The following is a 22,979-nucleotide window of genomic DNA, read 5'->3' as shown; positions in this document are numbered from 1 at the left end:
ACGCCGTGAATCCCCGCTACGCGGGTCCGGCCCGGCGGCATAGCCTTCGGGCGCTCAGCGGTGCGCGAAGCAGTGCTTCGCAAGCGCACCGCTTCGCCCCTGTAGGCTCCTCGGCGGCATCCATGCCGCCGACGGTCCCGCACAGGCCGGGCCACCGGCTTCTGGCAGGTGAGTCGGCGTGCGTGGGAACAACCAGCCGAAGCGACGACCTCCAATCTCGCGCAGTCGCCGCCCGGCGGGCTGGGGGTGCGGAGAGTGGACCAGGGATGGTCCACGACCCGACTTAAAGACAGGAGGTCGTCAGGAGGGCGCAGCACCCCCAGCCCGCCGGGCGGCGACTCCGTCCGAAGCCGATCTCACGAGGCCAAGCATCACCCGCGCCCAGACTAAAAGACAGGAGGTCGTCAGGAAGGCGCAGTACCCCGCCTGCCGGACGGCTCGTGCGTCCGAAGCCATTCCCCGCAGGAGAAGACCCTCGTGTTTGCGGTCGCCCCGGGACGGAGGCGGTCGCGGCGCGCGCGGATGGCCGGGCGCTGCAGCCTCCGCCCGCAACGCGGCGCCTGTCGCCGGACGCAAAAAAGGGGCGCCCGTGGGCGCCCCTTGGATGCCGCGGCAAGAGCCGGGGATCAGTTGACGCTGACCGCGCTCCACGCGGCCGCGACCGCGTTGTACTGCGTCGATCCGGCGCCGAACAGGTCGGTCGCCGCACTCAGCGTGGCGACACGCGCACCCGCGTAGTTGGTGCCCGACGTCATGTACGTGGTCAGCGCCCGGTACCAGATCTTGCCGGCGGCGTCGCGGCCGATGCCGACGATTGCGGTGTTGCCGTTGCAGACCAGCGCGCCGGGCGTCAGGTTGGCGGCGGTACCGGCGCCGAAGCCGGCGGGGACCACGGCGCCTTCGGCCAGCAGGTAGTAGAAGTGATTGGCCACGCCCGAGCTGTAATGCACGTCGAGGCCGCCGAGGCCGCCGCTGTAGCAGTCCGGCGAAGCGCCGTCCAGGCTCGGCTTGAACATGTAGCGCAGGGCCATGGTGCCGGGGTTACGGGCGAAGACGTTCTCGCCGATCATGTAGTCGGCCGGATCGCTGGCGTTGTTGGCGTAGTACTCGACCATCGTGCCGAAGATGTCCGAGGTGGCCTCGTTGAGGCCGCCGGACTCGCCGCTGTAGACCAGATCGGCGCTGCGGCTGGTGACGCCGTGCGACATCTCGTGGCCGGCCACGTCCAGCGCGACCAGCGGGTTGTAGGTGACGCCGTTGTCGCCGTCGCCGAAGGTCATGCAGAAGCAGCTGTCCGACCAGAACGCATTGACGTACTTGCGGCCGTAATGGACCCGGCTGAGCGCACCCTGGCCGTCGTTGGCGATGCCGTTGCGGCCGTGGACGTTCTTGAAGTAGTCCCAGGTCCGGGACACGCCGTAGTGGGCGTCGGCGGCCACCGTCGCCGCGTCGGTGAGGGCGTTGTTGCCCCAGCTGTTGTCGGCATCGACGAAGATCGTGCCCAGGCCGATCTGGCGGTTGGCCATGTTGGTGGTGTAACCGCCGCCGCGGACGAGATCCTTCATCTGGTACTGGGTGCCGCACTTGACGGTGTCGAGGGCGACATTGCCCAGGGTCAGGGTCTTGCCGGTGCCCACCGCCGCCGCCGGCGTGCAGCTGCCGCCCGGGCCCGGCTTCGCGGTCTGCACCGTATCCCACTGGTTCAGGACCCGGCCGTTGCGCGCGTCGATGAAGTAACGCATGTCGGTCGGGGTCTGGTCGGCCTTGATGCCCGACAGCATGACCTCGTGCGCCAGCACCGGGCTGGCGCCCAGGGCGTAGACCACCAGCCGCGCCCTGGGCGCGGTGCTGGTCGCGAGACCGAAGCGGGCGCTGGCCTTGGCGATCGCCTGGCTGCGGCTGACCCGCGGCGAGAGGTCCGGACGCGCGCTGGTCTTCAGCGTCTGGCTGACGCCGCGGACCTGGCCATGGCGCGAATGCAGCACGAAGTCGCCGCCGATGACCGGCAGGCCGCGATAGGTCCGGCTGAAACGGACATGCTCGGTGCCGTTGGCGTCGACCACGACATCGCCGGCGACGAACGCGTCGGCGGCGGCGCGGCGCACGGCGCGGGCGGCCGGGCCGTCGACCAGGCCGTGGGCGCGGGCGACGGCGCCGGCCTTGGCGTTGCCGGCGGCCAGCGCCGGCGCGGAGGACACGGCGAGCGCGGCGACGATGGCGGCGCTCAACAGGCAGGACTGGACTTTCATGCGAAAAACCCCTGGGTGACGTGGCGGTTGACTCCGGCAGGGCCGGAGCGGCGAACACTTGCGGACAACGACCTGGCGGAACGAACGCGGATCCCGGGGCCCTCCCCGGCCCCGCCCTGCGACGGCTGACGGCAGCGGTTAGTGACGGCGCGCCCCCGCCCCCGCGCGCCGCCGCAGCGGCACCGGCGGCAGCAGCACCGCGCCTTCGAAGTACGAAACGTGCAACTGCAGGCCGCGCGGCGAATAGCCGATGAACGTGAAGCCGATCTCCGGTGCGTGCGCGCGCTTGTAGTGCGTGGCGAGCAGCTTGCTCTCCAGCTCCACCAGCAAGCCCAGCGCCTCGGGCGCGGGCAGTGCGGCGTTGTATTCCTGCAGGACCTGCTTCGCCCGCATGGCGAAAGGTTTGGTCTGGCGCTGGCCGCGCTGGGCTTCGGCGAAGAACTGGCGGTAGTAGTACATCGGCTGTCGCAGCCGTGGCAGCACGCGCACGACCGCGGTGCCGACGCCGCACAATTCGCCGTTGTCGTCGCGGCTGACGCATACGGCCTGATCCGCGCGCTGCGCCGCCTGCGCCGCGTTGCCGAGCGCGTTGTTGCGCTCCCAGAACGCAAGCAATTCGGTTTTCAGCTCGGGGGTGACCTGCTTCCAGACCGGGGTGATGTCGAATGCCACGGGATGCGGTTCTCCGGTCAACGGGTGGCGGCGGCGGGCTCGCGCGCCGGCACGGCCGCCAGCTTGCGCACCAGCGCCATGTATTCGGCGAATTCCAGCTGCCGGTTGCCGTTGGCATCGAACGCCGACAGCGGCGGCGCCGACTTGCCGGCCGCCTTGACCAGCTGCAGCTGGCCGTATTCGCCGGCGCCAATCGCGCCGTTGCGATCGGCATCCACGGCGTGGAACTGGGCGCGCAAGCGCTCCTCTGCCGCGGCCTGGCGCAGCCGGTGCCAGCCGGCGGTGAACTCCTGCAGCGACAGCGCGCCGTTGTGGTCCAGGTCCCACGCGGCGAAGGTCGCATCGACCCGGGCGGGCGCAGGCGCGGCGGCGCGTGCCGGGGCCGGCTGGCCCTGTGCAGCCTGCACGCGGGGCGCAGGCGCGGAGGCACGCGCGGCCGGCTGAGCCTGCGCGGCTTGTGCGCCAGCCGCAGGCGCGGCCAGCACGGCCGCCAGGGCGACGGCGAGAACATGCGTACGGTGTTTCACGAGGCGACAGCCTCCGTCTGCAGCGCGGACTCGAAGGTGATCAGGTCGCGGATCTCCGGCGTGCGCAGGCCGATCATCATCGGGTTGCGCACGTTGGGCAGGAAGCTGATGTCGAAGATCTCGGTGATGTCGCCCTCGAACCGGATCCAGTTCAGCACATCGCCGTTGACCAGCGACACGATCTGCACCCCGCACCACGGATCGGCGTCGCGCTTGCTCAGCTCTGCGTCCAGTTGCAGCCCTTCGAAGCGCTTGTTGCGCGGCTTCGACAGCCCGACCGCGGCGACGTTGCCGATGATCGACAGCCCGCGCAGGAAGCCCGGGAAGAACGCCAGCGGCACGAACTTCTTCTTTTCGAAGTCGACCCAGCCCAGGTGGCCGCTGCCGGCGTTGAGCAGCCACAGCTTGCCGTTGGCCCAGCGCGGCGAATGCGGCATCGACAGGCCTTCGCACACGATCTCGTCGGTCTCCACGTCGATCACCACGCCGCCGTCGTGGCGGCGGTCGCGCCAGCCGTCGACGGCGTCGCTGCGGCATACCGCGGTGACGTACTTGGGCCGGCCTTCGACCATCGCCAGGCCGTTGAGGTGGCAGCGGTCCTCCGGCGCCAGCTTGCTGATGAACGGCGGCTTCCAGATCGCCTTGAAGCTGTGGGTCTGGCTCAGTTCCGCCAGACACGAGTACTTGGTGTTGACGAACACCACCTTGCCGTTGCTGCGGATGCCCAGCTCGTGGATGTCCAGGTCGCCGATGGTCTGCGCGTTGCGCGGCACGTAGCACTTGTCGAAGCGGCCGTGGATGACCTCGTTGGGGCGCAGCACGTTCTCGAAGCGCCACAGCTGGTACAGCCCGCCCAGGTAGATGCGCTGGGCGTTGCCGACGATGCCCATCGCGCGCTCGAAGATCCGTTCGAAGAACGACACCCGGCCCTGCTTGTCGCTGCCGACCAGGTACACCCGGCCGGTCTGGTAGGAGGAGATCGCCAGCGAGATGCGGTTGCCGGCGAGCCAGCCGGCGAGGCCGCGCGAACAGGTCTTCTCGACCCGCATCTTGGTGATGTCGACCGGCGGCTTGGCGGCCGGCGCGTGGCCGGGGGCCGCAGGCGCGTCGGCCGCTGCAGGTACCTCGGCCGCGGCCGGCGCGTCCGCGGTGACCGCGTCCAGCCCGGTCTCCAGTTGCGCCTTGTCGCCGACATCCTGGATCTGCGCGTCGCCGCTGCTTTTCTTCGTTGCCACTCGCTACTCCAACTGCTTGCGCACGTGCGCGCCAACCGCGGATCCGGCGGCCCGCGGCCGATGGTCCGTCCCGGCCTTGAAGGTACCGTGCCTGCGCACGCGCATCCAGCGCCGTGTGCGCGTCGGCCACCCGGCAGGCCGCGGGCCTGCCGGGTGCGGCCGCGTTACCAGGTGTAGCGCAGCACCAGTTGGCCGCCGAAGAAGCTGTTCAGCGCCCCGCCGTCGGTCCAGTTGATGCCGCCGGTGACCGAGACGCCGCCCTTCTGTGCCCCCATCCCCAGCTCCAGCATGGCGCTGGTGCCTTCCGTGCGGGTCGCGCCGTGGAAGTCGTCGGCGACGGTGAACGCGTTGTCGCCCTTGATCTCGCGCACGGCGTTGACCGAGCCGTACGGGGTCCACAGCACGTTGCCGGACTGGAAGGCCTTGCTGAACGCCACGCCCAGGCGGGCGCGTTCGGAGACGCCGCCGTCGGGCTGGAACTGGACCGACTCGCCCTGCACCGCATCGATGTTGTCGATGCTGCTGCGGGTGTACTGGGCCTGCGGCGTCACGTCCACGCCGCCGATGCTGGCCGCGGTCCAGCCGGCCTCGACGTTGAAGGCGGTGGCGTTGCCGCTGCTGGTCTGCCGGCCGGCCGCCGACGCCAGGGTGGCGTCGAAGTCCATCCAGCGGTAGGACGCATCGACGTAGAAGCGGGCGCCGATCCAGGTCGCGTACAGGCCGGCGGTATCCATCTCGATGCGGTCGGAGCCGACCCCGTCGAGCAGGCGCTGCTTGCCGTCGGACTTGCCGAGCAGGACGCCGTAATGGACGCCGTTGCCGACGGTGAAGTCGATGCCCAGCTCGCGGCCCCAGTTGTCCTGGTCGAAACGGAAGTTGCCGGCGTCGCCGAAGTCGGTCGAGTGCTGCGGATCGACCTCGCCCTTGTCGCTGAACACGCGGATCCACGGACTCAGCCCGACCCTGTCGTCGCCCAGGGTCGGCATCACGCCCACCCGCTGGCGCCAGGTGCCGATCTGGCTGTTGATCAGGCTGTGCGCACCCGGGCCGATCGAGGCGGCCAGCACACCGGTGTCGTTCAGGCCGGCGGTGGTTACGCCGAACGAGAACACGTCGGCGCTGGCGTTGCTCGCATCCAGCTGGCTGGTGACCACGAGGCTCAGGCTGAGGAAGTTGCTCGGGTCGGCGCCCGCGCCCAGCACCTGGCCGGCGACGAACGCGCCGCTGGCCGAGTCGCCGCTGACGTAGGCGAACGGGATCGGCGTGCCGCCCAGAGTCGGGAAGGCATCGAGGTGCGCGTCCACCGTCTGCGCCGTGCCGTCGACGATGCTGCCGTCCACGTACAGCACGTCGCTGCTGCCGTTGAGGACGCTGACGTCCAGGCTGATCGTGCCGCTGCCGGCGAAGTCGCCGACGATCGTCAGCATGTCGTCCGGCGCGCCGTCGACGAAGTCGATCAGGCCGTCGTTGACGAAAGCCTCGGCGTTGAGCGAAGGCACCGCCGCAGCGGTGGAGAACGCCTGCGCGGCCATTGCCTGCACCTGCCCCGGCAGCAGCGGCACGGCTTCGACCCCCGAACCCATGTCGATCAGGCCGTCGCCGGACACCAGCACGGTGCCGCTGTTGTCGAAGATGTTGCCCGCCGCGGTACTGCTGCCCAGATAGATGGCGCCATCGGTCAGGTGGATGGTGCTGCCGGCAAGGTTGTAGATGCTGTCGTCGCCGGCGCCGAAGTCGCTGGCGTGGTTGTCCACGTGCCAGGTGCCGCCGCCGTAGCCGACCAGCAGGTCGTCGCCGGCGTCGGTCACGATTGCGCCGTGGATGTCGCCCGTGTTCAGGATCTGGTCGATGCCGGCGCTGCCGAGCACGGCGATCCGGCCTTCGTTGGCCGCGTAGGTCTGGATCGTGCCGCTGTTGTACAGCGTCGACTGCGCCGCATACATCTGCACGCCCATCGCGTAGTCCACGCCGGTCGCAGCGATCGTGCCGCTGTTGTCGATGTCGGCCTGGCCGGCGTAGCTGCTGACGGCGATGCCGACGACGTCGCCGCCGGCGGCGTCCACGCTGGCGACGATCGAGCCGCTGTTGGTCACACTGACGGAACCGTACATGGACACGGCCATCGCGCCCATGGCGCTGTCGCCGCCGGCGACTTCGATGCTGCCCGAGTTGTCCACGTCGACATCGCCATCGAGTGCAACGCCGAGCAGGCCGTACGCGTCCCCGGCGGCGACCGCGACACTGCCGGAGCTGGCGATCTGCGCGTCGCCGTACTTGGCCACGGCCATCGCGCCCATGGCGAGGTAGTCGCTGTCGCTGGCGATCGTGCCGCTGTTGTCGACGACGCTGCCGTACGCGCCCATCGCCTGCAGGCCGACGGCGGCGTAGCCCTGCGCGGACACCGCGCCGGCATTGTCGATGACGGCGCTGCCGTACCCGGAGTACGCGCGCATGCCCGCAGCCTGGCTGCCTGCGCTGTAGGCCTCGATCGTGCCGGAGGCCGCGTTGCCCAGCGCGACGTCGCCGGCGTAGGCCAGGCCTTGGATCCCGGTCGCCCAGCCGTATGTCGAGTTGGCGGTGATGCTACCGCTGTTGCCGATGTCGATGGTGCCGGCGTAGGCCTCGGCTTCGATCCCGGTCGCGTCGTCGTACGTCGAGCTGACGGCGATGCTGCCGCCGTTGCCGATGCCGATGTCCCCGGTATAGGCATTGGCATCGATGCCGGTCGCGTCGTCGTATTCCGCATCGGCGACGATGCTGCCGCTGTTGTCGATGCCGATGTCGCCGGTGTAGGCGTAGACCCCGATGCCCAACGCCTCGCCGTAGGTACCGGCGTTGGCGAGGATGCTGCCGCTGTTGTCGATGCCGATGTTCCCGGCGCCGGCGTAGGCCGTGATGCCGGTTGCGTCGCCGTAGAGCGTATCGACCGCGATCGCGCCGCTGTTGTCCACCCCGACGTCGCCATTGCCGGCATAGGCCTGGATGCCGTGTACCGCGCCGTCGGCCGAATAGACGGTGATGGCGCCGCTGTTGTCGACCAGGAGCTCGCCCGCGTAGGAGAAGGCGCGAATGCCGATCGCGTCGCCGTACGGCGAATCGGCGGCGATGTCGCCGCTGTTGGCCACCGTGGCGTCGCCGTAGGCGGCGGCGTAGATGCCGATGGCCCGCTCCTCGCCCAGCGCCGCAACGGTGCCGGCGTTGTCGACCGTCACCGCACCGTACTGGCTGCGGACATTGATGCCGTGCGCGTATTTCGTCGATTCGGCCGCGATCGCGCCGCTGTTGGCGACGCCGATGTCGCCATATCCGCTGACGGCAAAAACGCCGAAGGCGGAATCGTCGGCTTGCGCGTGGACCGCCCCTGCGTTGTCGACGACGATGTCGCCGAGGTAGGAAATGGCGGCCAGGCCGTAGGCGGATGCGTCTTCGCTGGTGGCCACGACGGTCCCGGACGCGGCGTTGCCCAGCGAGACGCCATCGTCGGCGATCCCGATGAGACCGGTAGCGGTGCCGTACGAGACGGCCGAGATGCTGCCGCTGTTGGTGGCGGTGACGTAGCCGTAGGCAGCGGCGTAGACGCCGATGGCGCCGTCGTAACCCTGCGCCGAGATGGTGCCGGCGTTGTCCACCGTCGTGTCGCCGCCGCCGACGGCGTACACGCCATAAGCGTAGCCGTATACGGACACGGCCTCGATCGACCCGGTATCGGTGTTGGTGACGCTGACGCTGCCGAGGTACGAGTCGGCATTCACGCCGAGCGCAGTGCCCACGTACGCATAAACACTGATCGAACCGCTGTTGACCACGGCGGCATCGCCGCCGTAGCTGCCGGTTTGGGCCCCTGCCGCAGACCCGTACGCCATGGCGGAAATCGTGCCGGAATTATCCACCCGTGTGTCGCCGTTAGCGCCGGCATAGGCGCCGATGGCGACGTAGTAACCCAGCGCCCCAATGGTGCCCGCATTGGTGAGCGTCGCGTCGCCGCCGAAGGACTCGGCCATGGCGCCGATCGCCACGCCGTCGGGGGCATACGCCGCCACCAGCCCGTCGGCGCCGTTATCGACAGTCACGTCGCCACCGCTGGCGGCGTAGACGCCATCAGCGTCACCGTACTTGCTGACCGCGCCGACCAGGCCTTCGTTGGCGATGGTGGCCGCGGCGTAGCCGTCCGCCTCGATCCCGGTGGCATCCCCGTAGATGGACACCCCGTAGACCGCGTCGGTGTTGATCACACTCGTGGTCGCGCCGAAGGTGCGGACGCCGGCGGCGTCGCCGTAGTGGGAGTACCCGGCGATCAGGCCGCTGTTGTCCACCGCCACGTCGCCGTAGTCGGCGCGGCCGAAGATGCCGACCGCGGTGTCGTAAACGCTGTAGGCGAAGATTTCGCCGCTGTTGTCGACCGCGACGTCGCCGTTGTAGCTCAAACCGAATACGCCGACCGACTGGCCCAGGGCCTCGGTCTCGATGGTGCCGGCGTTGTCCACCAGCGCATTGCCATCGGTGGCGATGTCGAGCACGCCGAAGGCGAATCCGCGACCGCTCACGCCGATGACGCCGGTGTCGGTGTTGGCGACCACGGCGTCGCCCAGCCCGGCACTGGCGTACACGCCATAGGCGTACCAGGCGTCGACCGTGATCGCGCCGCTGTTGGTCACCGTGGCGCCGGTCCCGGCGCTGGCCTGCACGCCGATGCCGACATTGCCACCGTAGTAATCGGAAACGGCCAGCACGTTGCCGCTGTTGTCGACCTGGGCAGCGCCGTTGGTCGAGGCCGCGACAATGCCGTAGGCACCGAAGTAATAGTCGTCCCTGGTCGAGTATGCGGTGATGTCGCCGGAATTGGTGACGGTCGCGTCGCCATCGAACGACAACGCCAGCGCGCCGTAGGCCAGGCCGCCGGACACCGCCTCGATCGAGCCGCTGTTGTCGATGCCGGCGTCGCCGTCGGCCTGGGCCACGACACCGGCTGCGCCGTAGCCGTACGTGTTGTACTGGCCGGCATAGATCGTGCCGGAGTTGACGATGCTGGCAGCATTACCGGTGCCGGGGTCGTTGGCCAGCACCTCGATGCCGGTCGCGCCGAATTCACCATAGGCACCGATGTTGCCGCTGTTGTCGACCGTGATGTTGCTGCCGGTGCCGGTACTCGTGGCCTGGATGCCGGTAGCCAGAGCGCTGCCATAGAAACTGCCGGCGTAGATGTCGCCCGAGTTGGCGATCGCGACCGGTCCGGCCGACTCGACGAAAATGCCGTCGGCGTAGAAGCCATCGACGTAAATGCCGCCGGCGTTGTCGACCGCGACGCCGCCGGCGCCGCCGGTGGCGTAGATGCCGAAGGCCTGGCCGCCATACATGTAGGTCGAGACATAGATGGTGCCATCGTTGTCGACCGTCGCCGAGTCGTCGCCCTGGGCCTCGATGCCCGCGGCCCAATCGTAGCCATAGGCGTCGATCAGACCGCTATTGCCGACGCTCACGTTGGTGCCGGAGGCGAAGATGCCGTCGGCCAGACCGTAGTAGGAATACGCGTTGACCTCGCCGGCATTGACGATGCTGACGTCGCCACCGAGCGAATAGCCGTACAGGCCGATCGCCATGCCATCGCGGGAATACGCGTCGACGTAGCCCGTGGCGCTGTTGTCCAGCGCGACATTGCCGTTCACGGCGTAGCCGAACACGCCGATGGCATCGCCGTAGTGGGACTCGGCATAAACCGCGCCGTCGTTGCCGATGGTCGTGTTGCCTTCCGCGGCGCCGAAGATGCCGATGGCGTCGTCGCTCCACGTGTTTGCATCGACCACACCCGTGTTGCCGACGTCGACGTCACCGCTGGCATAAGCCAGGATGCCCGTGGCATAACCGCCATTGGAAGACGCCACGACCAGGCCCGAATTGTCGACCGCGAGGTCGCCGCTGGCGTAGCCGACGATGCCCCTGGCGTCGTCCCAAAAGGCATCGGCGTAGATCGCGCCGCCGCTATCGATGCTGGCGTTGCCGACGGCATCGACGAGGATTCCGGTAGCGGTTTCCATGCTGCTCACACGGATATCGCCGCTGTTGTCGACCGAGATGTCGCCGCCGGCGTTGCCGGCGAGGCCGACCGCGTCGTAGTAGGCATAGGCCTGGATGGAGAAGCTGTTGCCCAGGGTGAGGTCGCCGTAAGCCTGGCCGATAACGCCGGTGGCGGTGCCGTAGTTGTTGGCTTCCGCGCGCACGTTGCCGCGGTTGTCGATGCTGGCGTCGCCGTAGGCGGAGTACGCCGAAATGCCGATGGCCTCGCCGTATGCGCCCGTGGCAGTGGCGCCGATCCAGTTGTCGTTGCTGGCGCTGGCCAGGTCGTCGGCGGCCACGTAGATGCCCCAGGCCTGGCCGTAGTCGCCGCTGGCGGTGGCGGTGATGCTGCCGGTGTTGCCGGCGCTGGCGGTGCCGTCGGGGGAATAGGCGAACAATCCGGTGGCGGTGCCGGCGTAACCGCTGGCGGTCACATTGATCGTGCCGTCGTTGTAGACGTCGACGTCGTTGACGCCGACGGCATAAACGCCCCAGGCCTGGCCGTAGTCGCCGGTGGCGGTGGCGGTGATGCTGCCCCCTTTGACACCGACATTGCGAGCGAAATCGCTGGCCTCGACCTCAATCCCCGCCGCCCAGGTATAGCCGGTGATGCTGAGATCACTAGCGCTGTATACGAAGATGAACTGATCATCGGCACCGAAAATGCCATCGGCAATGCCCGTGGTCGAGGTTTCGGTGATCGGGTTCGCCCAGCCAAAAGCGTACGGAGTTGCGTACACACCTACCGTATCGTCGGCTCCGGAAACCCCGCCTGGACCCGGGCTCAATCCGCCGATCGCGGTCAGGCTCTGGACCGCGCCGAGGGTGGCGATGTCGCCGCTGCTGGTCGACGCGAAGCCGGCGGTATCGGCGCTGCCGATCGCGCCACCCCAGCGGTCGTCGGGGAGCATGGCGCCGACGCCGACCACGCTGCTCGGCGCGGCGCGGTCGTCGACGATGGTGAGGTCGACCACCGGCAGCGCGACCGTATCGTGCTGCGCGCCGATCCAGAAGGCCGCATTGCCGCTGGGGACGTGGACGTGGGTGTCGGCCGCGAACACCGCGCCGCTGGCGGTCAGCGCCAGGGTCGTGGCCGAGACGGCCAGGGCCGCGCGCACCGCGCGCGCCACCGGCGCCATCTTGTACGTCCGTGCCTTGCGCGCGCTCGTCCCGGCCGCCTTGCGGTTGCTTCCGATCATTGCGGTGTTCCCCTGTTTCCCTGCGCCAAAAACGCAGTCCCGCGCGCCTGTGCAGGCGTCGCGGTTCCCGTGTGATACGCGTCACAAATGTCGCGCGCTCGCCGAGTGTATACGGAATGTGAACGGGAATGGAAGGTTGGAGGCGCCGGCCCTAGGGCCACCTTGGCCCGCGGTCCTCGACCCGTCATTTCCTGACCTGGGGCGGCAGCTGTCGCCACGAACGGCCAGCGTTCGGGGCCGCGCGGCGCGGGTGCGGCGGCGGCGTTGTTGCCCCGCAACAGCGTTTGCCGCCAAACCGCTGCGCGAGCCGGCCGCACCGGGCGATGCGGGCTTGGCATGGTGTGTGGCAGCCACCTCGCGCACGGGAGGCGTGGGCAAGGTGCCTTCTGCAGCTGCTCGCCAGGCGACCGCAAACGACGACACAGGCGCTGCGGATGGCTGCGCTATGCTCGCGGCATCGGCCGGGGACACGCGATGAACCGCCCGCATTGCGGCGACCACCTGCACCGGCCGCGCGGGCACCGCGCCGACGCCGCGACCGGCCTGCGGCGTCCGGCACCCGTCCAGCCCGGAGGCTGACATGCACGGCAGCGGTCTGGACCTGGCCCTGGTGTTCCTGCTGGCCGCGGTGATCGCGGTGCCGGTGTTCAAGCGCTTCGGGCTGGGCGCGGTGCTGGGCTATCTCGCCGCCGGCGTGGTGCTGGGGCCGTACGGCATCGGCGTGGTGGGCAATGCGGCGCCGGTGCTGGCGGCGGCCGAGATCGGCGTGGTGATGCTGCTGTTCGTGATCGGCCTGGAGCTGTCGCCGGCGCGCTTGCGGGTGATGCGGCGGCCGGTGTTCGGCGTCGGCGGGCTGCAGGTGGCGCTGTCGGGGCTGGCGCTGGGCGCGCTGGCGCTCGGGTTCGGGCTGGACTGGCGCGCGGCGCTGGTGGTCGGCTTCGGACTGGCGCTGTCTTCCACTGCGGTCGGGCTGCAGTTGCTGGCCGAGCGCAAGGCGCTGACCAGCGACTACGGGCGGCTGGCGTTCGCGATCCTGCTGTTCCAGGACCTGGCAGCGATCCCGCTGCTGGCGGTAATCCCGCTGTTGGGGCACGGGGCGGCGGACGCCGCGGCGCAGCCGACCTGGTGGGCGGTGCTCAAGGCGGTCGCGGCGATCGCTGCGCTGGTGCTGGGGGGTCGGGTGCTGCTGCGGCACGTATTCGGCATCGTCGCGCGCACGCGGATGCCGGAGGTGTTCACCGCGACCGCGTTGCTGGTGGTGCTGGGCAGCGCCTGGCTGATGCAGCTGGCAGGGCTGAGCATGGGCCTGGGCGCGTTCCTGGCCGGCGCGCTGCTGGCCGATTCGGAATTCCGGCACGAGCTGGAAGCGCAGATCCAGCCGTTCGAAGGCCTGCTGCTGGGCCTGTTCTTCATGGCCGTGGGCATGAGCATCGATCTCAGCCGGGTGCTGGCCGAGCCGCTGCTGATCCTGGCCTGCGTGGCGGGGTTGCTGCTGGTGAAGTTCGCGATCCTGTTCGCGCTCGGCTTGCGCCCCGGCCGGCTCGACATGCGCGAGGCGCTGCTGCTGGGCAGCGTGCTGGCGCTGGGCGGCGAGTTCGCGTTCGTGGTGTTCGGCGAGGCGCAGAAAGCCGGGCTGCTGTCGCCGGAGTTGCGCGGGCGGCTGGTGGCGATCGTCGGTCTGTCGATGGCGGTGACGCCGCTGCTGCTGATCGCGATGACGCGGCTGCTGCCGGACACCGGCCGGCGCAAGCCGGCGCGTCCGTTCGACGCGATCCGCGACGAGCATCCGCAGGTGCTGATCGCCGGTTTCGGCCGTTTCGGCCAGATCGTCGCGCGGCTGCTGGCGGCGCAGGGCACGCGTTTCGTGGCGATCGAGCACAGCCCCGAGCAGGTGGATTTCATGCGCCGTTTCGGCAACCCCATCCATTACGGCGATCCGGCGCAGGCCGGCCTGCTGCAGGCGGCCGGCGGCAGCCACGTGCGCGTGTTCGTGGTGGCGATCGACGATGTGCAGTCCAACCTGGACACCGTGCGCGTGATCCGCCGGCTGTATCCGCAGGCGCAGGTGTTCGCGCGCGCACGCAACCGCCGCCATGCATGGGAGTTGATGGACCTGGGCGCGCAGGCGGTGCGCGAGACCTTCCACTCCAGCCTGAAACTGGGCGAGCGCGTGCTGGTGGCGCTGGGCGCATCCGACGCAGTCGCCGCCGACCGCGCCGAGCGCTTCCGCGAGCACGACGAAAAGCTGCTGGTGGCCCAGCACCTGATCCACGACGACGAGGCGGCGCTGATCCAGACCTCGCAGGAGGCACGGCGCGAACTGGAACAGTTGTTCGCCGCCGATCGCGGCGAGGGCACGCTGGGCAGCATGCTCGAGCGCAAGGACCCGGACCCGGCGAAGCCGCAGGGTTCGTAAGCACGGGTCATCCTTGGCCTGATCCGGTCATGGCCCGACCTTGCGAGATCGGCTTCGGACGGAGTCGCCGCCCGACGGGCTGGGGGTGCTGCACCCTCCTGACCTGTCCTTAAGTCGGGTCGCGGGCTATGCCTGGCCTGACGTCGCGCCATGGCCTGCTCTCGGGAGCTCGGCTTCGGAGGGAGTCGCCGCCCGGCGGGCTGGGGGTGCTGCGCCCTCCTGACGACATCCTGTCTTTAAGTCGGGTCGTGGGCCATCCATGGCCCACTCTCCGCACCCCCAGCCCGCCGGGCGGCGACTTCGCGAGATTGGAGGTCATCGCTTCGGCCGGTTTTTTCTGCAAGCGCGACTCACTTGCCAGAAGCCGGTGGCCCGGCCTGTGCGGGACCGTCGGCGGCATGGATGCCGCCGAGGAGCCTACAGGGATGTATTCACGGCGTGTCCCGCACAGGTCGGGCCACCGGCTTCTCCTGCAGAGGCTCTCGCGCTTGAAACATGTATCCCCGGCGTGTCCCCACAGGCCGGGTCACCGGCTTCCCCCACGGAAGCTTCCGCGCTCGGAGACGGATTCACAGCGGCTTCTTCCGCAGAATTTCCGCGCTTGAAGGTATGTTTTCACGGCGTGTCCCGCACAGGCCGAGCCGCCGGCTTCCCCTGCAGAAGCTGCCGCACTGGAAGGATGGACTTACGGCGTGTTGGCGCAGGCCAGGCCTCCGGCTTCCCACACCGGGTTTCCGCATCGGGCGGATTCGGGCGTGTCCGCATAGGTCGGGCGGCGGCCGGCTTCCCCGCAGAGATTTCCGCATCCGGGGATGCATTCACGAGCGCGTCCGCCACGGCCGGACCACCGGCTTTCCGCAGGGTTCCCCCGCGCTGGAAGAAGAACCTGGCGACGGCGGGGCGCGAAAGCCGGCGCAGGCTCAGCGCGGCTCGTGCAGGAACCGCGCCATCGACACGCCGCCGGCGGTCGCCGGCGCGTACTCGCCGGCGACATCGACGAAGCCGCGCATCACCGCGATCTCGCGCGGGCTGCGGTTGAGCGTGTCGCGCAGGTCCGGGTCGCAGCCGGCGCGCAGCAGGCGCTGGGTGATGCGCAGCAGGCCGTGCAGCGCGGCCAGGTGCAGCGGGCCGAACCCGCGCGGATCCTGCACCTCGAGCACCACGTCCTCGTCCAGCAGCCGCTCCAGCCCGGCCAGCACCACGTCCTCGTCGCAGGCGGTGCCGGGTTCGGCGCGCGCGCCCAGCAGCAGCAGCAGCGGGGTGACGTCGCCGGCGGCGATCGCGTCGGGTTCCGCACCGGCCAGCAGCAGGGTATCGAACAGCGCCACCAGCCGCGGCTTCTCGCGCGCGGTGAAGCCGAACAGCGCGGCGCAATGCAGCGGCGTCAGCCCTTGCGCGTCGCCCGCATGGACGTTGGCACCCGCCTGCAGCAGGCGCGCGCACAGGTCCGGCAGGCCGAGCGCGGCGGCCAGCATCAGCACCGTGACTTCGCCCGGCAGGCGCTGTTCGAGGCCGGCACCGGCCGCCAGCAGGCGGTCGACGATCTCGCCATGGCGCATGCTGACCGCGGCCGACAACGGGGTGGCGCCGGTGTGCGCGGCGCGCTGCGGATCGGCGCCGCGCGCCAGCAGCAGGTCGACGGTGGCGCGGTGGCCGCCGCCGGCGGCGCGCAGCAGTGCGGTGCAGCCCTGCGCGTCGACGGTGTCGACATCGAACCCCAGGTCGAGCAGGCGCCGCACCGCGTCGGCATCGCCGGCGATCGCCGCGGCCGGGACATCGCTGGCCTGCAATGCGCGTCCCGGCAGCGGCCAGCCGCGCCAGTCGAGCCAGTCGGCGAGGTCGCGCCGGCCCGCCGACAGCGCCACGCCCAGCGGCGTCTGCCCGTCGGCCGCGCGCCGGTCCGGCGCGGCGCCGCGTGCGACCAGCAGCTTCAATGCCGCCTCGCGGCCGAGCGCGGCGGCCAGGTGCAGCGCGCTCATGCCGTGACTGTCGCGCGCGTCCAGGTCGACGCCGTGCGCGATCAGGCGTTCGACCAGGCGCAACCAGCCCAGCCGCACCGCCAGCGCCAGCGGCGGGTCGCCGGCCAGCGAGGCGGCGAACGGATCGGCGCCGCGCTCCAGCAGATCCAGCGCGCATTGTTCCAGGCCGCGCGTAGCCTGGTCGCCGGCCGCGCAGGCGCCGAGGAAACGCGCCAGGCCGCCGGCGCCGGCGGGCGAGCCACCATGCCGCAACAGCACCTGCAGCGCCGGCAGCGCCGTCGGGCCACGCGCCAGCAACGCGAACAGCGCGTTGTCGGCGAGGCCGGCGCGCACTTCCGGGTCGGCGCCATGCGCGAGCAGCCATTCGATGCGCTGCGGCGCCGGCGGCGCGGCGCCATCGAGCAGCAGGCCACCGAGTTCGGCCGGCGACAACAGTCGCGCCAGGCCATCGAGCTCGGCGAACGCGCCGCTGCGCAGGCCTTCGGCCAGCAACGCCTGCGGCGCGCGGTCCGGGGGCGGCGCGCTCGGGGTGTCCTCGATCACGGCCGCGGGCAGCGGATAACCGGGATCCAGCACCGCGACCAGCGTCCAGCGCCCGGCCTGCGCGGCGTGTTCGACCGCGCGCTTGCCGCTGCGATCGGCCAGTTCCGGATCGGCGCCCAGTTCCAGCAGCCGCCGCACCAGCGCCGGGGTCGGGGCTTCGGCAGCGCAGGCCAGCGCCAGCGCGCCGCGGCCCTGGGCATCGAGCGCGGCGACTTCGGCGCCGGCGGCGGCGGCCAGCGCCTCCAGCGCCGGCAGGCGCGCACCGCGTGCGGCCTCCAGCAATGGCGTGCGGCCCTGGTCGTCGCGCGCCTGCACGTCGGCACCGGCGGCCAGTAGCGCCGCGATCACCTCGACATGCCCGGCCAGCGCGGCCTCGTGCAGCGCGCTGCGCCCGTGCGCGTCGCGCGCGTCCACCCGCGCCTTGTGCTTGAGCAGCAACTGCACGCCGGCGGCATCGTCCTCGTCGACGCCGGCGGCGGCCAGCAGCGCCGGGGTGGCGCCCTCGGCCTGCGCGCGGGCGCCGCGCTCCAGCAGGAACCGCGCCAGGCGCCAGTTGCCGGCGGCGCAGGCGACGCCCAGCGGCGTCAGGCCGTCGTGGTTGCGCGCCTCCAGCTCGGCCGCGGCGTCGCGCAGCAGCGCGGCGACACCGGGATCGGAACTGCGCGCGGCGTGGTGCAGCGGGGTGTTGCCGTCATTGTCGGCCACGCGCGGGTCGGCGCCGTTGGCGAGCAGGGTCATCACCGCCTCGGGACGGCCGTGCCAGCTGTCGCGGGTGGCCGCCAGCAACGGCGTCATCCCGACATGCGCGGCGTTGAGGTCGATGCCGCAGGCGATCAGCGCGCGCAGCAGGCGCAGATCCGGCAGCACCGCGGCCAGCACCGGCAGGCTGCGCTGGTCGCGCTCGGCGTCCGGCGGCGGCGCGTGCGGATCGGCGCCGGCGTCGAGCAGGGCCAACGCGCGGTCGACCCGGCCGTTGCGTGCGGCCTCGTACAGCGCGGCTTCCAGCGGTTCGTCGACGGCCGTCAGCGGCTCGTCCGCGGCATCCGCGCCGGGATCGAATCCGGCATCCGCCGGCACATCGGTCAGCGCATCGGCAGGGGCGGTGCGCTGCAGCGACCAGTGCAGCACCGGCGCGAACATGGCACCGGCCGCGGCCAGCGCCCAGCGCGCGTCGCTGCCCAGCAGGTCCGGCCACGCCAGCAGCAACGGCAGCGTCGCCAGCCCGACCACGCTGGCGGCCACGCCCAGTCCGCGCCAGACGCCCGCATCGAACGTGGCCAGCGCCTGCCAGTGCCGCGCCAGCGGCGCTCCGTCGCATTCGACGCCGTGCCACAACGGCCACAGCCGCCACGCCGCCAGCAACAGCAGGCCGATCACCAGACTCAGGGCCAGCGTCGCCGCCAGCGAGCCACTGTCGCGCAACGCCGACAACGGCCACGCCAGCACCACCGCGCACAGCAGCGCGGTCAGGCCCCACAGGCCGGCGAGCGCCAGCGCGGTACGCCACCAGGCGCCGGCGCCGCCGCGCCAGCGCGACACCGCCAGCGCGAAGGCCGGTTGCGCCAGGACCGCGCCGAGCGCGAACGCGCCGCCGCCGCCGGCGAGCGCGGTGAGCGCGACGCCGGCCGCGAGTGCGGCCAGCGACACGCCCCGGTCGCGTGCGTCAGGCATCGGTGCCCCAGTCCGCGGTCATCGGATCGGCCGCGCCGGCGGGCGGGAATTGCAGGTGGAAGCCGCGCTGCAGCAGATGCTCGCGCACCGTCGCCGGGTCTTCGCGCGCCAGCGTGCGCTGCGGCGTCAGCGCCACCTCGAGCACGAACCGCAACCCGCCCAGCTGCGTGCGCAGCGGCTCGGGCAGACGCGCGAAATCGTCGCGCGCGGCCAGGAAGACATAGGTGTCGTCCTTGCGAAGGCTCTTGTAGACGTAGGCTTGCATGGGCGGCTGGCGGGGGAACGATGCGGCGCCACGGGGCGTATCGCACAGCATACCCGCAGGCATTGCGAGCGCGAACACGCCGGGGCCCGGCGCGCTGCGCGCACGACCCGCGCGCGGCATCGATGCGCTGCCTCACGGCGGCGAGCGCGCCGCTGAACACGCGCGACACGGGGGCGCGGCGCGCCACTCGATGCGGCCGAGCCGGCGGTCGGGCCGATGCCGACGGTCGCGAGCAGGCGCGGCGGGAGACGACGAAGCCGCGCCGGAGATCCGTGCCGGTGTCGAAGGCCTCCAGCCCCGGCGTCGGCAGCCGTGGCGCCGGAGCGCGGGCAGCGCCGCGTGAAGGCGATCGCGACGGGCCGTCCGATGGCCGTCACGCGCCGCCATTGCCGATGACCTTCGTCCCGGGCCGCAGCCGCAGCGGACTGCTACCCTGCGCCGGCGCCGCCACCGGGGAACCCTTGCCGTGCATCACCTGCTGCCGATCGTCGTCCTGCTGCTCGCCTGCGCCACCGGCACCCCGGCCGCCGCCCAGGCGCCACCCGCCGCCGCGCCGACCCTGGCACAGGCGATGGCCGATCCCGACTGGATCGGGTCGCCGGTCGAGGATGCCTGGTGGGCCTGGGACGGCCGCCACGTGCAGTACCAGCGCAAGCGCGATGGCGCCACTTTCCGCGACATCTGGCAGCAACCGGCCGACGGCGGTGCCGCCAGCCGCGTCGACGGCGCCGCGCGCGCCGACCTGGATGCGGCCGCGCCCGTCTACGACGCGGCGCGCGCGCGCATGGCCTTTATCCGCAACGGCGACGTGTTCGTGCGCGACCTGCGCAGCGGCGCGCTGACCCAGCTCACCCGCAGCCACGACGAGGAAGCGCGGCCGCAATGGAGCGACGACGGCGGCCTGGTCTGGCGCGTGGGCAACGCCTGGTACCGCTGGGACGGCCACGGCGGCGTGACGCAGGCAGCACTGGTCAAGGCCGAACCGGCGCCGGACGCCGCGCCCGCCGACGACGACCTGCGCGCGCGCCAGCTGCGCCTGCTCGACACCCTGCGCACGGACCGCGCCCGACGCGAGGCCGCGCGCGCGCAGGCCGAGGCCTGGCGCGCCGCCGACCCGAGCCGTGCGCCGCCGCCGGCGTACCTGGGCGACGACGTCGCCATCGTCGACAGCGCGCTCTCGCCCGACGGCCGCTGGCTGCTGGTGGTGACCGCCGCCAAAGACGCGGACGCGGGCCGGGCCGGCAAGCTGCCGAAGTACGTGACCGAATCGGGTTACGAGGAATTCGAGGAGGCGCACACCCGCGTCGGCCGCAACCCGCCGCCGCCGCACACGCTGTGGCTGGTCGAGGTCGCCACCGGCAGCGCCCGCCAGCTGTCGTTCGCCGCGCTGCCCGGGATCGGCGACGACCCGCTCGCCGCGCTGCGCAAGGCCGCGGGCAAGCCGCCGCTGCAAGGCGCGCGCGCGGTGCGGGTGGAGACCGACGGCGACGGCAGCGCCCCGGCGATCCACTGGTCGGCCGACTCGCGCAACGTCGCGCTGCTGCTGCGCGCGGTCGACAACAAGGACCGCTGGCTGGCGACGCTGTCGCCCGCCGCCACGGAGGCCGCGCAGGCCACGCTGCAGGTGCGCCACCGCCTGCACGACGCCGCCTGGATCAACTGGAACTTCAACGATTTCGGCTGGATGGGCGACGGGCGCACGCTGTGGTACCTGTCGGAGGAATCCGGCTGGTCCCACCTCTACCTGCTGGACACCGTCCGCGCCGGCGCCGGCCCGCGGCAGCTGACCGCCGGCCGCTGGGAGGTGTCGGCGCCGCAGCTGGCCGCCGACGGCCGCAGCTTTTATTTCCTCTGCAACCGCACCCGCCCCGGCGACTACGAGGTCTGCGCGGTGGCGGCCGACGGCGGCGCGGTGCGCGAGCTGACGGCGCTGGACGGGGTCGAGAGCTTCGCGCTCTCGCCCGACGGCAGCCGCCTGCTGCTGCGGCATTCGGCCGCCTATCTGCCGCCGCAGCTGGCGGTGGTGGCTGCCGACGGCGGCGCCGCACGCCCGCTCACCGACACCCGCACGTCGGCGTTCAAGGCGATCGACTGGATCGCGCCGCAGACCGTGCAGGTACCCAGCCGCCACGGCGCCGGCAGCATCTGGGGTAAGTTCTACGGCCCGGCGACGCTGGAACCCGGGCGCAAGTATCCGGTGGTGCTGTTCGTGCACGGCGCCGGCTACCTTCAGAACGTCAGCGCGCGCTATCCCAACTACTTCCGCGAGCAGATGTTCCACAACATGCTGGTGCGCCGCGGCTACCTGGTACTGGACCTGGACTACCGCGGCAGCGAGGGCTACGGCCGCGACTGGCGCACCGCGATCTACCGCAACATGGGCCACCTGGAGCTGGAGGACTACCTCGACGGCCTCGACTGGCTGGTCGCCAACAAGCAGGGCGACCGCGACCGCGCCGGCATCTACGGCGGCAGCTACGGCGGCTTTTTGACCTTCATGGCGCTGTTCCGCGAACCCGGCACGTTCAAGGCCGGCGCCGCGCTGCGCCCGGTGGCGGACTGGACCCAGTACAACCACGAGTACACGTCCAACATCCTCAACACCCCGGACATCGACCCCGACGCCTACCTGCGCTCCTCGCCGATCGAATATGCCGCCGGGCTGCAGGACCACCTGCTGATCGCGCACGGCATGATCGACGACAACGTGTTCTTCAAGGACTCGGTGAACCTGGTGCAGAAGCTGATCGAGCTGCGCAAGGACAAGTGGTCGATCGCGCCCTACCCGCTGGAGCGCCACGGCTTCGTCCACGCCGACGCCTGGTACGACGAGTACCGGCGGATCCTCGAGTTGTTCGAGGCGACCCTGAAATAGGGCGGGCTGCGGCGCCAGGCCATGGCTCGCGGGCTTTTCCCGCGGGTCCAACGCCAGCGTGTCACCCGATCTGCGCCGCGACTGACCTGCGTCAATCCGGTCCCGGATCGCGCGCGGGCGATCGCCGCCGCGCCCCTTACAATGCGCGCATGACCGACTTCGACCGCGTCCGCGACTACCTCACCGACCTGCAGGACCGCATCTGCGCGGCGATCGAGGCCGCCGACGGCGGCGCGCGCTTCGCAGAGGACCGCTGGACGCGCGCCGAAGGCGGCGGCGGCCGCACCCGGGTGCTGCGCGAGGGCGCGGTGTTCGAGCAGGCCGGGATCGGGTTTTCCGACGTGTCGGGCACGACGTTGCCGCCCTCGGCGACCGCCGCGCGGCCGGAACTGGCCGGCGCCTCCTGGCGCGCGGTGGGGGTGTCGCTGGTGTTCCATCCACGCAACCCGTACCTGCCCACCACCCACGCCAACGTGCGCCACTTCACCGCGCAGCGCGACGGCCGGACCGTGGCCTGGTGGTTCGGCGGCGGCTTCGACCTGACCCCGTTCTATCCGTTCGACGAGGACGTGGCGCACTGGCACCGCACCGCGCGCGCCCTGTGCGAACCCTTCGGCGGCCAGGCGCGCTATGCCGACCACAAGCGCTGGTGCGACGAATATTTCTTCCTCAAGCACCGCAACGAGACCCGCGGCGTCGGCGGCCTGTTCTTCGACGACCTGGGCACCGATTTCGAGGCCGACTTCGGCTACCTGCGCGCGGTCGGCCACGGATTCCTCGACGCCTACCTGCCGCTGGTCGCGCGCCGCAAGGCCACGCCCTGGGGCGAGCGCGAGCGCGAGTTCCAGCTCTACCGCCGCGGCCGCTACGTCGAGTTCAACCTGGTCTACGACCGCGGCACCCTCTTTGGGCTGCAGTCCGGCGGTCGCGCCGAGTCGATCCTGATGAGCCTGCCGCCGCGGGCGCGCTGGGAATACGGCTACGCGCCCGCCCCCGGCAGCACGGAGGCGCGGCTGGCCGACTACCTGCGCCCGCGCGACTGGCTCGCCGAATTGTCGTAGGCGCGCGCGGCCCGGCCTGTGCGGGACATGTCGTGAATCCATCCCCAAGCGCGGAAGCTTTTGCGGGGGAAGCCGGTGGCCCGGCCTGTGGGGACACGCCGGGGATACATGTTTCAAGCGCGAGAGCCTCTGCAGGAGAAGCCGGCGGCCCGGCCTGTGCGGGACACGCCGTGAATACATCCCTGTAGGCTCCTCGGCGGCATCCATGCCGCCGACGGTCCCGCACAGGCCGGGCC

At 71.2% G+C, this 22,979-nt stretch carries 10 protein-coding genes; 3 read left to right on the top strand and 7 right to left on the bottom strand.

The annotated features are described in order from the left end of the window. Window positions 1-626: 626 nt before the first annotated feature. The 5 genes from D0Y53_RS12265 to D0Y53_RS12245 all read right to left on the bottom strand — a co-directional run bounded on the left by D0Y53_RS12265 (window position 627) and on the right by D0Y53_RS12245 (window position 11,933). On the bottom strand, window positions 627-2,249 hold the full coding sequence (locus tag D0Y53_RS12265) for a M4 family metallopeptidase (RefSeq protein WP_117203612.1): 1,623 nt from the start codon (window positions 2,247-2,249) through the stop codon (window positions 627-629). A gap of 138 nt (window positions 2,250-2,387) precedes the next feature. Then, on the bottom strand, window positions 2,388-2,921 hold the full coding sequence (locus tag D0Y53_RS12260; RefSeq protein WP_117203611.1) for a hypothetical protein: 534 nt from the start codon (window positions 2,919-2,921) through the stop codon (window positions 2,388-2,390). A 17-nt stretch (window positions 2,922-2,938) separates the two neighbouring features. Beyond that, entirely contained in the window at window positions 2,939-3,328 is a 390-nt protein-coding gene (locus D0Y53_RS12255) for an EF-hand domain-containing protein (protein ID WP_158550654.1), read from the bottom strand. 116 nt (window positions 3,329-3,444) lie between these two features. Further along, entirely contained in the window at window positions 3,445-4,683 is a 1,239-nt protein-coding gene (locus tag D0Y53_RS12250) for a TIGR03032 family protein (RefSeq protein WP_233511780.1), read from the bottom strand. 164 nt (window positions 4,684-4,847) lie between these two features. Continuing rightward, complete coding sequence (locus tag D0Y53_RS12245; RefSeq protein WP_117203609.1) at window positions 4,848-11,933, bottom strand: hypothetical protein; 7,086 nt, start codon at window positions 11,931-11,933, stop codon at window positions 4,848-4,850. Between the two features lie 580 nt (window positions 11,934-12,513). On the opposite strand from D0Y53_RS12245, the gene D0Y53_RS12240 reads away from it, so the two are divergent. Next, complete coding sequence (locus tag D0Y53_RS12240) at window positions 12,514-14,349, top strand: monovalent cation:proton antiporter-2 (CPA2) family protein (RefSeq protein WP_117203608.1); 1,836 nt, start codon at window positions 12,514-12,516, stop codon at window positions 14,347-14,349. Between the two features lie 920 nt (window positions 14,350-15,269). Here D0Y53_RS12240 and D0Y53_RS12235 read toward each other — a convergent pair. Together D0Y53_RS12235 and D0Y53_RS12230 are read right to left on the bottom strand one after the other, a co-directional pair. Then, window positions 15,270-18,542 (bottom strand): ankyrin repeat domain-containing protein, encoded by a 3,273-nt coding sequence (locus D0Y53_RS12235; RefSeq protein ID WP_117203607.1) that lies wholly within the window; start codon window positions 18,540-18,542, stop codon window positions 15,270-15,272. Further along, window positions 18,535-18,807, bottom strand: coding sequence for a YcgL domain-containing protein (locus D0Y53_RS12230; protein WP_117203606.1), 273 nt, complete (start codon window positions 18,805-18,807; stop codon window positions 18,535-18,537). Before D0Y53_RS12230 ends, D0Y53_RS12235 begins: the two co-directional genes overlap by 8 nt. Before the next feature lie 466 nt (window positions 18,808-19,273). Between D0Y53_RS12230 and D0Y53_RS12225 the strand changes: the two genes are divergently transcribed. Together D0Y53_RS12225 and hemF are read left to right on the top strand one after the other, a co-directional pair. Further along, a complete protein-coding gene (locus D0Y53_RS12225; protein WP_199492063.1) occupies window positions 19,274-21,682 on the top strand; it encodes a S9 family peptidase in 2,409 nt (802 codons plus the stop codon). A gap of 149 nt (window positions 21,683-21,831) precedes the next feature. After that, window positions 21,832-22,743 (top strand): oxygen-dependent coproporphyrinogen oxidase, encoded by a 912-nt coding sequence (gene hemF / locus D0Y53_RS12220; RefSeq protein WP_117203605.1) that lies wholly within the window; start codon window positions 21,832-21,834, stop codon window positions 22,741-22,743. Window positions 22,744-22,979: the final 236 nt, after the last annotated feature.

The organism is Cognatiluteimonas weifangensis, assembly GCF_003416885.1.
Taxonomy (GTDB): Bacteria; Pseudomonadota; Gammaproteobacteria; order Xanthomonadales; family Xanthomonadaceae; genus Cognatiluteimonas; species Cognatiluteimonas weifangensis.
This window is presented reverse-complemented; position numbering and strand designations above follow the sequence as displayed.